The 13,130-nt window shown below is 72.2% G+C and carries 11 protein-coding genes; 5 read left to right on the forward strand and 6 right to left on the reverse strand.

Features of this window, described 5'->3' with window-relative positions:
* Positions 1-114 precede the first annotated feature (114 nt).
* The 6 genes from AB0L89_RS10005 to AB0L89_RS10030 form a co-directional block, all read right to left on the reverse strand.
* Positions 115-2,430: a hypothetical protein gene (locus AB0L89_RS10005; protein WP_365137251.1), complete on the reverse strand. Its 2,316-nt coding sequence runs from the start codon at positions 2,428-2,430 to the stop codon at positions 115-117.
* A gap of 32 nt (positions 2,431-2,462) precedes the next feature.
* Positions 2,463-3,488 carry a Gfo/Idh/MocA family oxidoreductase gene (locus AB0L89_RS10010; RefSeq protein WP_365137254.1) on the reverse strand — a complete coding sequence of 342 codons (1,026 nt, stop codon included), beginning with the start codon at positions 3,486-3,488 and terminating at the stop codon, positions 2,463-2,465.
* A gap of 132 nt (positions 3,489-3,620) precedes the next feature.
* On the reverse strand, positions 3,621-4,079 hold the full coding sequence (locus AB0L89_RS10015; protein WP_365137257.1) for an NUDIX domain-containing protein: 459 nt from the start codon (positions 4,077-4,079) through the stop codon (positions 3,621-3,623).
* The gene (locus tag AB0L89_RS10020; RefSeq protein ID WP_365137260.1) at positions 4,072-5,499 is read right to left on the reverse strand and encodes a M28 family peptidase; all 1,428 of its coding nucleotides are present in this window, start codon (positions 5,497-5,499) and stop codon (positions 4,072-4,074) included. Before AB0L89_RS10020 ends, AB0L89_RS10015 begins: the two co-directional genes overlap by 8 nt.
* A 316-nt stretch (positions 5,500-5,815) precedes the next feature.
* Positions 5,816-6,799: a LysR family transcriptional regulator gene (locus tag AB0L89_RS10025; protein WP_365137263.1), complete on the reverse strand. Its 984-nt coding sequence runs from the start codon at positions 6,797-6,799 to the stop codon at positions 5,816-5,818.
* Between the two features lie 125 nt (positions 6,800-6,924).
* Positions 6,925-7,584, reverse strand: coding sequence for a helix-turn-helix domain-containing protein (locus AB0L89_RS10030; protein WP_365137266.1), 660 nt, complete (start codon positions 7,582-7,584; stop codon positions 6,925-6,927).
* Between the two features lie 84 nt (positions 7,585-7,668).
* Between AB0L89_RS10030 and AB0L89_RS10035 the strand changes: the two genes are divergently transcribed.
* From AB0L89_RS10035 to AB0L89_RS10055, 5 genes are all read left to right on the forward strand, one after another.
* Entirely contained in the window at positions 7,669-8,880 is a 1,212-nt protein-coding gene (locus AB0L89_RS10035; RefSeq protein ID WP_365137269.1) for a pyridoxal phosphate-dependent aminotransferase, read from the forward strand.
* Positions 8,881-8,912: 32 nt separating this feature from the next.
* Complete coding sequence (locus AB0L89_RS10040) at positions 8,913-9,521, forward strand: peptidase (RefSeq protein WP_365137272.1); 609 nt, start codon at positions 8,913-8,915, stop codon at positions 9,519-9,521.
* A 32-nt stretch (positions 9,522-9,553) separates the two neighbouring features.
* The gene (locus AB0L89_RS10045; protein ID WP_365137275.1) at positions 9,554-10,783 is read left to right on the forward strand and encodes an FAD-dependent monooxygenase; all 1,230 of its coding nucleotides are present in this window, start codon (positions 9,554-9,556) and stop codon (positions 10,781-10,783) included.
* Positions 10,784-10,914: 131 nt separating this feature from the next.
* The gene (locus AB0L89_RS10050; RefSeq protein WP_365137278.1) at positions 10,915-12,210 is read left to right on the forward strand and encodes a VWA domain-containing protein; all 1,296 of its coding nucleotides are present in this window, start codon (positions 10,915-10,917) and stop codon (positions 12,208-12,210) included.
* Positions 12,210-13,004 carry a hypothetical protein gene (locus tag AB0L89_RS10055; RefSeq protein WP_365137281.1) on the forward strand — a complete coding sequence of 265 codons (795 nt, stop codon included), beginning with the start codon at positions 12,210-12,212 and terminating at the stop codon, positions 13,002-13,004. Before AB0L89_RS10050 ends, AB0L89_RS10055 begins: the two co-directional genes overlap by 1 nt.
* Positions 13,005-13,130: the final 126 nt, after the last annotated feature.

Below are 13,130 nucleotides of genomic sequence, written 5' to 3' on the forward strand. Positions count from 1 at the left end.
AGGGGCGGCCAGATCTCGTGGGGAAGCGGCCGGTCGATGGCGGGACTGCCTCCGAGGAGGGCGAGCTTGTCGGCGGTCGTCATGGGTCCTTCCTGGCGTGGGGAGTGGCGGCGGTCAGCGGAACCGCAGGTCGCGGCCCGCGAAGTCGATGCGTCCCAGGCCGACGGCGTAGAAGCGCAGCAGCATGGCGTGCAGGGACGTCGGCCGACCGGTGACGATGGTGAGGTCGGTGGTGGCGGTGGTGCCCGCGGGGACGGTCAGCCGGTCGGGATTCAGGGCGAACCGGAAGCCGTGCGGCTTGCCGCGGGTGATCCGGGCCCCGAGCAGCAGGTCGAGGTCCTGGGCGCCGTCGTTGGTGAGGTGGACCCGCAGCGAGGTCGTGCTGTCGGGCGCGAGGACGGCGTCCCCTTCGATGGCGAGGCCGACCGTGGCGTCCTCGGTGTCCTGCGTGGCGCCGCACACGGGGCAGCTGATCAGGTGGCGGCGCAGCCACGGGCGCAGCACGTGGGCGCTGGTGTAGCGGTGGGTGGCCTCGCCGCAGTAGCGGCACGCGCCGTACGGACTGCGGACCTCCTCGACGGCGTACGTGGGCCGGTACGCCTCCACGAAGTGGTACTCGCGGGTCTCGGTGAGGCGCAGCAGGGTGTCCAGCAGATGCCGGTCGAGGCGGGCGCAGTTGGCGAGGATGCGCTCGGTGGCCCGGTGCAGCGGATCGGACTGGGTCAGGTCGGCGATGTGGTCCTTGGTCCTGCGGGCCACGGCGGGCAGGCTGTTGGCCGTGTCGGTGAGCACCGACCGGGTCTTGTCGAGCTTGATGTCGAGCGCGGCGAGGTTCTCGTAGCGCTCGACCGCGCGCACGATGCGGTCGGCGGCGGCCGGCCGGTGCGGGGCGACGGTGAGCGTGCGGGAGGTCTCGGTGCCGGTGAGCCCGCGTTCCTGGAACCCGAAGACCAGCGCGGACAGTTCACCGTCGGCGCTCTCGCCGAACGTGCCGTACAGCGGCAGTTTGCCGCCGAACGGCTCGGCGGGGACGAGGCGCAGCTGTCCGCCGCGGTGGGCCTCGCGCAGCTCGGGGTCCTTGAGGGGGACGCGGGTGAACGCGGGCAGCCGTCCCTCGAAGGTGATCTCGGCCCGCCCCTGCTCCTCCTGCCAGGTCACCGCGTCCGGCACGGGTGCCTCGGCGGCGGGGGCGTAGCGGGCCTCCGGGTCGCCGATGACGAGGACTTCGGGTGCGTCGATGCCCCAGCGCCGCAGGCTGTCGTTGACCTGGCGGACCGCGCCGCCGACGCTGCCGCCCTCGTCGAGGAGGTAGTGGAAGAGCAGGTTCTCGCCGGGGGTGCCGTCCTTGAGCAGGGGGCTGGCGATGTAGGTGCCGGCCCAGGAGTCGAGGAAGCGCTGGGCGACGGTGAAGCGGTTGTGGCGGCCGAAGAGCTGGCTGCCGAGCTTGAGGGTGAGACAGGCGTTGGCGAAGACGATCTGGGCGGCGACGGCGGCCGGGTCCCAGCGCCGTGCGTCGGGGTAGACGCAGTCGCCGCCGTGCATGCAGGCGGGCAGGGTGCGTGACTCCCGCCGTGCCGCGGCCTGTTCGGCGGGGTCGGGGGTGAGGCCGCACAGGATGTCCCGCGAGGTGAGCCGCAGGTAGTCCTCGCTGCCGTGGGTGATGACGCTGAACAGGCGGTGCATCGGGCCCGGTTCACCGGGGGCGGGTGCCGTCGCCCGGTCGGCGCCGGTTCCGTCCCCGTCCCCAGGTCCGGGGACGGGCCGGGAGAAGGCGGCGGCGTCGACGGCGTCCTGCGGGTAGATGGTCAACGGACCGTTGTGCAGCGGTTCGTTGCCCTTGAGGAGCGGGGCGACGAGCACGTCCGCGGTGGCGGGGGCCTGCGGGTAGACGAGCGTCTTGAGGACGAGCTCGCTGAGTTTGGCGACGCTGTGCGCGTACAGGACGCCCAGGTCGAGCGTGGGGAAGCGGGCGCGGATCCGCGTGGTGAGGCCGAAGTCGAGCAGTGCGGCGGGGCCGACGAGGGTCAGGAAGCGGGGCGGGGCCGACCGTATCGTCCGGTGGATGTCGTCCTCGTTGGCGGCCAGCAGGAGGCGGGCGCGCTTGGCGAGGGCGTAGACGGCCGCCGGGTGGGCGAAGGCGTGGTCCTCGCCGTGGGCCACGGCGACGACGAGGTGGTCGTCCCGTCCGGCGCGCAGCTCGGTGAGGGCGGCGCCCAGCAGGACGTCGCCGTCGTCGGACGGGGCGGCGGACGGGCCCGCGTCGTGGGCGGTGACCAGCGGCAGGCCCAGGCGTGCGGCGATCCGGCGGGGCCACACGTGGCGGTCCGTGGGGTCGAGCACGGGGACGGCCACAGGTGCGGTGGCGGGCCGGTCCAGGGCGGCGGCGAGATACTCCCCCGGTGTGCGCGTCAGGATGATGCTCAACGTCACGTTTCTCTCCAGGTGCCTCGGGACGGTGGGGATCAGGTGGTCCGGTCGGCGAGTTCGTTCCGCTCCCGTGACCGCTCCCGGTAGATCCCGTCGATCACGCGCACGGTGGTGAGTTGCCGGCGGACGTGTTCGGCGCGGACGTCACGGTCGTCGAGGTGTCCGAGGTAGTGGGCGATCATGGCGCGTACCGCGTCGGTCTTGGGTCCCGGGAGGATGAAGCGTTCGAGGAGCCGGCCGCCGGTGGAGTGCACGGTGGCGGCGTGGGGTTCCACGTTCAGCGCGCCGCCGGTGCCGAGGACGCAGAGGCGTTCGGACTTCTCGTGGTTGTGCCGGGAGATGCGCAGCGAGCCGGACAGGGTCGGTGAGGGGTAGCTGCACATGAGGCTGACCAGGTCCTCCAGGTGCCGGTCGCGCATCTCCTGGTAGTGGTGGACGAAGGCGGCGTTCACCCGGGTCGGTTCGGGGAACATCCCGCTGAGCACGTCGATGAGGTGGTAGCCCATGTCGAGCAGCACCCCGCCGAGCGCCTGCTCGCGGGAGGCGCGCCAACCGCTCGTCGGCTGCGCCAGGTTGAAGTGGTAGTCGTACGAGAACCAGTAGGGCTCCCCGATGCGGGCCAGGTTCCTGCGGGCGAACTGGAACACCGGGTTGAAATTGCGCTGGAGGAGCGTATAGACGCTGCGGTCCGCTCCTTCGGCGAGTTCTATCAGTTGTCGGGCTTCTTCCTCCGTGACGGCGAACGGCTTCTCCTTGACGATGTGTTTACCATGCAGCAGCAACTCCCGGCACACGGGAAAATGTTCGCTGTGCGGAACGGTGACCATCGCGACGTCGAAGTCGACCCGCTTGAGCGCCTCCCCGATTCCGGTGAAGCGCGGAAAGCCCCAGTCGTCGGCGAGCGCCCCCGCGTCGGGGGCGCAGTCGACGCCCCCGACGATATCGGCGTACTCCCGCACGACCGGTAAGTACTCCTTTCCCTGGTGGCCCGCGAATCCGACCATCAGTGCCCGCGGCCTCGATTGCGCATGCTTCGGTGAAACTATGGACATGCAGAACATCCCCCTCGCGTAATTGCCTCTGCCGGTGACGAAGACGAAAGCGTGGACGAAGACTCGGTCGTGGACGAAGACGTACTCGTGTACGAAGACGTGGTCGTGGACGGAGAAGAGGACGAGGGCGGCCGCGAGCCCTCAGTGGCGCGCGGATCCGGCGAGCCAGGCGTGTCCGGCGGCCACCGCGTCCTTGATGAAGGTGCCGGCACCGCGCCGGACGTTCTCGTCGAGCAGGCGGACGTCCTCCGGCGCCACCCACGCGAACTCCGGGTGCTTGTCCCGTTCGAGCCGGGGTGCCGACAGGTCGCCGTCCACCTCGACGACGTAGTCCGACTCCAGGTGCCGTACGCCGTCCGCCGTCCAGCTCTCGTGCACGACGCGGGCCAGCACCCTGCGCAGCCGCCAGCCGGTCTCCTCGGCGATCTCCCTGCGCAGGGCCTCGTGATGGGTCTCGCCGTCCTCCACGGCGCCGCCCACGACGTCCCAGCACCCGGGGAACAGGCGCCGGTCGGCCGAGCGGCGCTGCACGAAGATCCGTCCGAGCGGATCGCGGATGAGCGCGCCCACCACGGGTCTGGGCGCGGTCTCGTCAGCCACCCTGGGCGCTCCCCTCACCCAGCCGGTGCCGGGAGAAGTGCGTGAGCACCGTCTGGAACGCCTGCCCGTGCAGCTGCGCACCCGCGCGGCTGTACTGCGCGGTCCTGTCGCACGTCAGGTGGTAGCAGGGGTCGTACGGCCGGTCCGCGGTGCCGCCCCACAGAGCGGCCTGTTCGGCGGTCTTGGCCTCGAACGAGCCGCCGTAGAGCCCGCCGGTGGGGATGCCCGCGGCGCGGAACGCCACATAGTCGGAGCGCCCGTCGGCGGACGCGGGCCGGGACGTGCGGCCCTGGGCCGCGAACGCCTCGGTCAGCCTGCGCTCGATCTCCTGCGAGCCGGGCGCGGGGCGCTGTCCGGTGCCGGGGTCGACGGCGTCCGAGTCCAGCGTGAACAGGCCGTAGTTGGAGCCGCCGATCATCTCCAGGTTGAGGTACATGGCGGTGCGCCCGCGCTCCTCGGGGGTCAGCGAGTCGACGTAGTGCTGCGAGCCGAGGAGGCCGAACTCCTCGGCGCCCCAGAAGCCGAACACCAGCCGGTTGTCGCCGGGCCTGCTGCCGTGGTCACCGGCCGCCGCCAGGGCGCTCTCCAGCAGGACGGCGGCGGCGACGCCGTTGTCGTTGATGCCGGGGCCCTCCGGCACGGAGTCGAGGTGGGCGCCGGAGACCACGGTGTGCTCGGGGTTGCCACCGGGGCTCACGGCGATCAGGTTCTCGGTGGTGCGGCGCTCGGTGAGCGAGCGCAGGGTGAGGTGGACGGTGCGTGCGGCCTGTGCCTCTTCGGCGAGCCGGCGGCCCGTCTGCTGGGTGACGCCGCCGACGGGTATGCGGGCCTTCGCGGGGTCGGCGAGCCACGTGTGCAGTTCGCCGGGGCCGGTGTTGGCGACGAGCACGGCGGACGCGCCGGCCTCGGCGGCCACCCGCTGCTTGTCGTCCATCGAGCAGCCGCCGGCGTCCACGAGCGCGATCCGCCCGGTGGCGGGCACGCCGTCGTAGGCGGCGGCCCCGCATCCCTGCCTGCGCTCGGCGTCCCCGCCCAGGGCCACCGGCCGTGCCGTCAGGCCGCCTCGGGGCGTGGACGGGGAGTAGCCGCTGACCACGACGCCCGGTGTGCCGCCGTCCCGCAGCACGAGCTTTTCCTCAAGCGTCCTGGTGTAGAGGAAAGGGAACTGCTGGCGCTGGATCGAGTAACCCGCCGCCTTCAGCAGCTTTTCGGTGTACGCGACCGACTCGGCGTACCCCTGCGTGCCGGACGCCCGGTCACCGCCGTGCGCGTCCGCTATTCGTTCGAATTCCTTCAGGTGCTTTTCGACCTGATTCTGGGAGATGGGCGGCGGAGTGACCTCGGTTTCCCCCGCCGCAGCCGATGATGAACCACTTGCAAGCTGCGCGAGAAAGAGAACACCGACCGCGCCTGCGGTCATCGCCCTCTTTCCCTGGAACCGGTGGAGCACATTTCCTCCATATCCGGAAGCTCTTCTTCGAGTTTCTTATTAACCACCGGCACATTACCTCGGCAATACCTGCGCCCCAAAGGGTCGCAAAGAGCCTCGCCGGAATCCGGACGGCTCTGCGGTGACTTGACACCGCGATCAGGAGATGTTTGGGAACGGGTACGCGGGACGGTCCGTTGCCGCCGTATCGGGCCCGGGGCGCGCTCGGTTACCCGGACCGCGTCGCCCACAAACGATCAAGTTCACGCCAGGCGCCCCGGCGTCGGGCGACGTGATGATGGCCTGTTCAGCCGGGAAGGACGTCCGCCTCGACCGGCGCGCCGCGCAGCAGGGCCCGGTCGGGGGCCGGCAGCCAGATCTCCCCGGGCCCATGGGTCAGCCAATCTCCGGCCGACCGCTTGGCCAGGCCGACCAGCCGGTCGACGAGCGGATGGCCCGCCTGCCGGCGCCACACCATCGACCACGGATAGACCGGCGTGGGGTCGACGAGCGGAATGCTCCTGATGTCCGGCGACCGGCCGTAGGAGACGTCCGCGCCGACCAGGCACGCCATCTCGCCGTGGCTCCAGAGGCGTTCCACGAAGTGCTCGTCGCTCAGCGCCGCGCCCGACAGGGTCAGGGAGATGTCGAAGGCGTCGGCGAGGCGGCGCACGTACTGCTCCCACTCCGACGTCACGCCGTAGCGCGCCTGCCAGATGCCGCCGCCGCGCAGGTCCTCGATCCGCAGCTCGTCGCGGTCGGCCAGCGGGTGGGTGCGCGGCACCAGCGCCCGCAGCGGTTCGAGTCGCACGAGGCGGTGCGAGAACTCCGCCGACCAGCCCTGCACGTCGTGGACCCGGCCGAACGCCGTGTCGATCTCGTCCCGGGCCAGCGCGGGCAGCGCGGCGCCGAGCGACTGCCGCATGCTCATGTTCAGCGGCAGCTCGGGGTCTTCCTCCAGCAGCTTGCGGACCAGTTGGAGCGGGGCGAGCCGCCCGTCGACCACGTCGACCCGCAGCGGGCGGCGCTCGCGGGGCTGCACGGCCCGCACGGCCTGCTCCGCCGCCTCCAGGACCCGCCGGGCCGGTGCCAGGAACCGCCGGCCCTCGTCGGTGAGCGCGACGCTCCGGTTGCCCCGGACGAAGAGCGAGACCCCCAGCAGCAGTTCGAGCCGCCGGATCCGCTGGGACAGCGCCTGCTGCGTGATGCACAGACGCTCGGCCGCACGCCGGAAATGCAGCTCGTCCGCGGTGATGGCGAACGATCGCACCAGCGCCAGGTCCAGATCCACAAACACCAACTGTTGATCAGCAAGCAGCAGTTGTCAACCGCGCCGCGGGCGGCCTGCCCCCGCGCCCCGCACCGTGGACGGCCGCCCGCCGGACGGCTCGACGTCCCGCCGGCCCCCGGCACCGCTCAGCTCGCGAGCAGGGCCTTCGCCAGAACACCCTCGCCCGAGAGTTCGATCCGGCCCTCCCGTACTCCCTCGCCCACCGTCAGCTCACCCCTGCTCACCGCGACGCACGTCGGCGCGTCCAGTGCGAGGCACACCTCGGGGGCGTCCGGCGCGGGGCCCTCGCCATAGGACTCCCCGTCACCCCCGACGCGTACGTGGAACTCCCCCTCGGCAAGCCGGACCTGGACGAGCCCGTCGCCCCCGACACCCGCGAGGACACGCAGCAGCGGCAGCGCGAACCAGTGCGCGCGCACCGCGTCCGTGGGCCTGCGCTCGGCCAGGGCGGGCGCGCCCCAGGCCGCGAGGGCCTGGAGGACGGGCAGCAGCTCACGCCCCCTGTTGGTGAGTTCGTAGACGTACGCGGCGGCGGGCGGGGACAGGCGGCGGCGGGTGGAAAGGCCCTGCTGCTCCATGTCCTTCAGGCGCGAGGCGAGGACGTCCGTGCTGACTCCGGGCAGGTCCGCGTGCAGGTCGGTGTAGCGGCGCGGCCCCGCGAGCAGCTCCCGGACGATCAGGAGGGTCCAGCGGTCGCCCACGGCGTCGAGGCCCCGGGCGGTGGCGCAGTACTGGTCGTAGCTTCGGCGGGACCGGGCGTTCGGCCGGGGCTGCTGAGGTGGCATGCGGCATAGTCTATGCAAGTTGTTGGACTTTCCAAGCGGAGACTTGGTAAAACCAAGTCACACACGTCACGGGAGGCGCACCGCATGGAGTTCCGGCAGTCGAGCAAGCTCAGCGAGGTCTGTTACGAGATCCGGGGCCCCGTCATCGAGCACGCCAACGCCCTGGAGGAGGCGGGCCACAGCGTCCTGCGCCTCAACACCGGCAACCCCGCGCTCTTCGGCTTCGAGGCGCCCGAGGAGATCGTCCAGGACATGATCCGGATGCTCCCGAACGCGCACGGCTACACGGACTCGCGCGGCGTCCTCTCCGCCCGGCGCGCCGTCGCCCAGCGCTATCAGGCGCTCGGCCTCGACGACGTCTCCGTGGACGACGTCTTTCTCGGCAACGGCGTCTCCGAGCTGGTCACCATGGCGGTGCAGGCACTCCTGGAGGACGGCGACGAAGTCCTCATCCCTGCCCCGGACTTCCCTCTGTGGACCGCCGTGACGACCCTCTCCGGAGGCAAGGCCGTCCACTACGTGTGCGACGAGTCCGCGGACTGGTACCCCGACCTCGACGACATGGCCTCGAAGATCACCGACCGCACCAAGGCGGTCGTGATCATCAACCCCAACAACCCCACGGGCGCGGTCTATCCGAAGGAGATCCTGGAGGGCATCCTCGACCTGGCGCGGCGGCACGGCCTGATGGTCTTCGCCGACGAGATCTACGACCAGATCCTGTACGACGACGCGGTGCACCACAGCGTCGCCGCCCTCGCCCCGGACCTCGTGGTCCTCACCTTCTGCGGTCTCTCCAAGACGTACCGGGTGGCGGGGTTCCGCTCCGGCTGGCTGGTCGTCACCGGACCGCGGCAGCACGCGAAGAGCTACCTGGAGGGGCTGACGATGCTCGCCTCCATGCGGCTGTGCCCCAACGCCCCCGCCCAGTACGCCATCCAGGCCGCGCTCGGCGGCCGCCAGTCCATCCGCGAACTGACCGCGCCCGGCGGCCGGCTGCACGAACAGCGCGACCGGGCCTGGGAGAAGCTGAACGAGATCCCGGGCGTCTCCTGCGTGAAGCCGAAGGGCGCGCTGTACGCGTTCCCGCGCCTCGACCCGAAGGTCCACCCGATCCACGACGACGAGAAGTTCGTCCTGGACCTGCTGCTCCAGGAGAAGATCCAGGTCGTCCAGGGCACCGGCTTCAACTGGGCCGCCCCCGACCACTTCCGCATCCTCACCCTCCCCCACGCCGACGACCTCGACGCGGCCATCAGCCGCATCGGCCGCTTCCTGAGCGGCTACCGTCAGTGACTCCGACCGTCGCACCGACCACCGGGAGCACCGTGACACCGCCCTGCACCACCTGCGCACAGCCGGTCCAGACGCAGTTCGCCTCGCCCGAACTCGTCGCGCCCATCGTGTACGACGGGTTCGACCGCGCCGCCGACCCGGCCTGGCGCACCTCGGGCGCGGCCACCCTCGACGACTACGCGCGCTGGTGCGGCCACCTGTGCGGCCTGACCTGCTTCAGGATGGCGCTCGGCCCGTCCGCGCCGTCCCTGTTCGCCCTGCGGGACGGCGCCCTGAAGTACGGCGCGTACACCGAGACGGACGGGGTGATCAAGGGAATGATCTACGCCCCGTTCGCGGAGTACGCGCGCGAGGAGCACGGCGTCGACGCGACGGTCCACCGGCACCTCTCCGTCGAGGAGATCACCGCCCTGCTGGACGAGGGCCGCCAGGTCATCGCCTCCGTCCACTACGAGATCCGCAGGCCGCACCGCCCCGCGCCGGGCAGGGGCGGCCACCTGGTCCTGCTCACCGGGCGTACGGCCGACGGGCTGCTGCACTTCCACAACCCGTCGGGCATCGACGCGCCCACCCGGACCGCGCTGTTGTCCGTCGCCGAGTTCGCGCCGTTCTTCGCGGGCCGCGGGGTCTCCCTGCGCTGACAGACGGTCACCACCCCTGCCAGGATGACGTCATGATGCGTGGAGGCAGGGTCGCCGTCGTGGGCGGCAGCATCGCCGGGTGCGCGGCGGCGCTGGCCGCGCACCGCGGGGGCGCGGACGAGATCACCGTGTACGAGCGGGCGTCGGGGGACCTGGCGGACCGGGGCGTGGGGCTCGCCGTGCACGACGCGCGCTACGCGGAGCTGGAGGCGGCCGGATACCTGGACGCGTCCATGCCGTGGGTGCAGATGGTGCGCAGGCGCTGGTACGTGCGGGACGACACGGCCGCCTCGCCGGTGGGCCGGGAGATCGCCGAGACGCCTTTTCCCTTCCGTACGTACAACTGGGGTCCGCTGTGGCGGGAGTTGAGGAGCCGGGTCCCCGAGGCTGCGGACTTCCGCGCGGGCACGCCCGTCGAGGCGCTGCACCCGGGTCCTGACGGCGTGCGGGTCGACACGGCCGACGGCACCGAGGAGTTCGACCTCGTCGTCGGCGCGGACGGCTACCGCTCGGTGGCCAGGACGTCCGCGTTCGGCGACGTGCGTCCCGCGTACGCCGGGTATCTCGCCTGGCGCGGCGCGTTCCCCGAGGCCAGGCTCGCCGATCCGCACCTGTGGGCCGAGGACGACTGCGCGTACGTCGTCTTCCCGGGCGGCCACGTCATCCTCTACCGCATCCCCGACGGCGCGGGCGGCCACCGCGTCAACTGGGTCCTGTACACCGCGCCGCCCCCGGACCTCGATCTCGGGCTCGGCCTCGACCTGCGCCTCACCGGCCCCACGAGCCTCCCGCCGGGCGGCCTCACGCGGGCGCTCGCCGCGCATCTCGCGTACGTCGCCGATGAGCTCGTACCGCCCTTCTGGGGCGCGTTGTTGCGCGAGACGGCGCCCGCCGAGCTCTTCCTCCAGCCCATGTACGACTTCACCGCACCCCGTTGCACGGCGGACCGCGTGCTGCTGGTCGGCGACGCGGCGGCGGTGGCGCGGCCGCACACCGGCGCGGGCGCGGTCAAGGCGCTCCAGGACGCCACGGTCCTGGAGTCGGCGCTGGTCACGGCGGACACCTGGGCGCAGGCCCTGGACACGTACGACACCGACCGCACCGCCTCGGGACGCTCGATGGTGGACCTCGGGCGGCGGCTCGGCCGGGCACTCGTCCAGGCGACTCCCGACTGGCGGGCCATGGACGGGACGGCGCTGGAGACGTGGTGGAAGCAGGCGGACGGGAGCGGCGCGTTCGGGGGCCGTGAGCTGAGGCGATGACGTCCGTGGGGTGGCTCCCGCGTGACGCGCCGCACACCCTCGCCGAACCATGACGTGTAGTCAAGCCGTGGCCCTCCGTCGTGGTCTGACGCCGTTTTGGGGATGTACGCCGAGATCAATAGGATCCGGCGATGATCACAAGACAACGGCCGGCGGCCTGGGTCATCGCCCTGCTCGCCGCCCTGACCGCCGGGCTCGTCACGGCAGGCCCCGCCGCGGCCGCCGAGGACGACGACGAACCGGCACAGCCCTCCCCCAAGGTCGAGCTCGTCCTCGACGTCAGCGGCTCGATGCGGGCCCGCGACATCGACGGCAAGTCGCGCATGGCCGCCGCGAAGCAGGCCTTCAACGAGGTCCTGGACGCGACCCCGGACGAGGTCGCGCTCGGCATACGCACCCTCGGCGCCAACTACCGCGGCGACGACCGCAAGACGGGCTGCAAGGACACCGAGCTGCTCTACCCCGTGGAGCAGCTCGACAAGGCGGGCCGCACCGACGCCAAGACCGCCGTCGCGACGCTCGCGCCGACCGGCTGGACCCCGATCGGCCCGACGCTGCTCAAGGCGGCCGACGACCTGACCGACGACGAGGCCGAGCGCAGCCGCCGCATCGTGCTGATCTCGGACGGCGAGGACACCTGCCAGCCGCTGGACCCGTGCGTGGTCGCCCGCGACATCGCCGCCAAGGGCATCCACCTCACCATCGACACGCTCGGCCTGGTGCCCGACGCCAAGACCCGCGACCAGCTGAGCTGCATCGCGGAGGCCACCGGAGGCACGTACACCTCCATCCGGCACACCGATGAACTCTCCGGCCGGGTCAAGCAGTTGGTGGACCGCGCGGCCGATCCGGTGGTCACGCCGGTCGAGGCGAAGGGCGCGGCGCAGTGCACCGACGCGCCGAAGCTGGAGTCGGGCCTGTACACCGACCGCGAGAAGTTCGGCGAGCACCGCTGGTACCGCGTGGAGGTCCCGGCGGGCAAGGAGCTGCGGGCCTCGGTGAGCGTGGGCGCGGACCGCGCCGTCAACCAGGACTACGGCGTGCTGCTGCGCGCCGAGACGCCGAACGGCCGCGAGCTCGTGCGCGGCCAGGAGTCCGGCGACGGGCGCACCGACGTCATCTCGACGGGCCTGCGCTATCCGACCCCCGAGGCGGACGACGAGGACGAGGAGAACACGGCGGAGACCGTCTGTCTGCGCGTCAGCAACTCGTTCTCCGCGCCCGCCTCCGTGAAGACGACGCCGGGCCTGCCGGTCGAGCTCGCCGTCGACCTGGTGGACTCCTCCGACGAGGCGTCCGACGTCGCCTTCTTCGGGCTCGGCCACGGCTGGTGGCTGCTGGGCCTGCTCGTCCTCGTCGGCTTCCTGGCCGGTGTGGTCTGGGGCTGGCTCTCGCGCTGGCGCTTCGCGGTCTGGAGGACCAACTGATGCGTACGACACGTGTGTGGGGCCGTATCGCGGCGGTCTCCTGCGCCGCCCTGCTGGCCCTGACCGGGGCGGCGGGCGTCGCGGTCGCCGACCAGGACGAGCCCGACAAGGCCGACGAGGTGACGGAGGCGGGCACGTCCTTCCGCACCGCCACGCCGATCCGCCCCGACCAGCAGGCCACGGCGGAGGCGTCCACGGGTGACTACCTGTACTGGGCGGTCCCCCTGGACACCGGGCAGCGCGCCACCGTGCACGCCACGGTGAAGCTGCCGGAGGCCGCGGCCCGGCACGCCGCGTCCACCTGGCGGGTCGACGTGTACGACGGGCTGCGGCGCCGCCAGGACTGCCGGCTCGGCACGCCCGCGCGGACGGCCGCGCAGGACGCCGCGTCCGTGTCGCTGTCGTGCACGCTGCGCACGGTGCGGGCCTGGTCGGAGCGGTGGGCGAACGACCCGCTGCCGGGCACGTACTACATCCGGCTCACCGTCTCCGATCTCAAGGCGGACGACCTGGGTCTGCCGGTGCGGGCCGAGACGAAGGTCACCACGACCGACGCGGGCGGCGCGCAGGCGGTGGACGGTTCGCTGGCGGAGCCGCTGGTGCCGGGCGCGGGCTCGGACAAGCAGCGGCCCGCCGCGGCCACCGAGCCGGAGGACGGCTGGTCCTCGGGCTGGTGGTCCTCGCGCTGGCTGTGGACGGCGGCCGGCGGTGTCCTCGCGGCGCTCGCGGGCGTCGGCGGCTACGCCCTGACGCGGGGCTCGGGCCGGCCGGCGCGGGTGCCGCAGGGCATGTAGGCGCCGGGGCCGCCGCGGTCCGCCGCGGGCGGCGTGGCAGTCTCGGTGGTGGCGGGGCCGTGCCCGGCGGTACGAGCGGCCCGCCTGTCCCCCACACTGGCGCTGCACGCGACGTAGGGGTACGCC

The organism is Streptomyces sp. NPDC052114, assembly GCF_040680155.1.
In the GTDB taxonomy this organism is placed as follows: domain Bacteria; phylum Actinomycetota; class Actinomycetes; order Streptomycetales; family Streptomycetaceae; genus Streptomyces.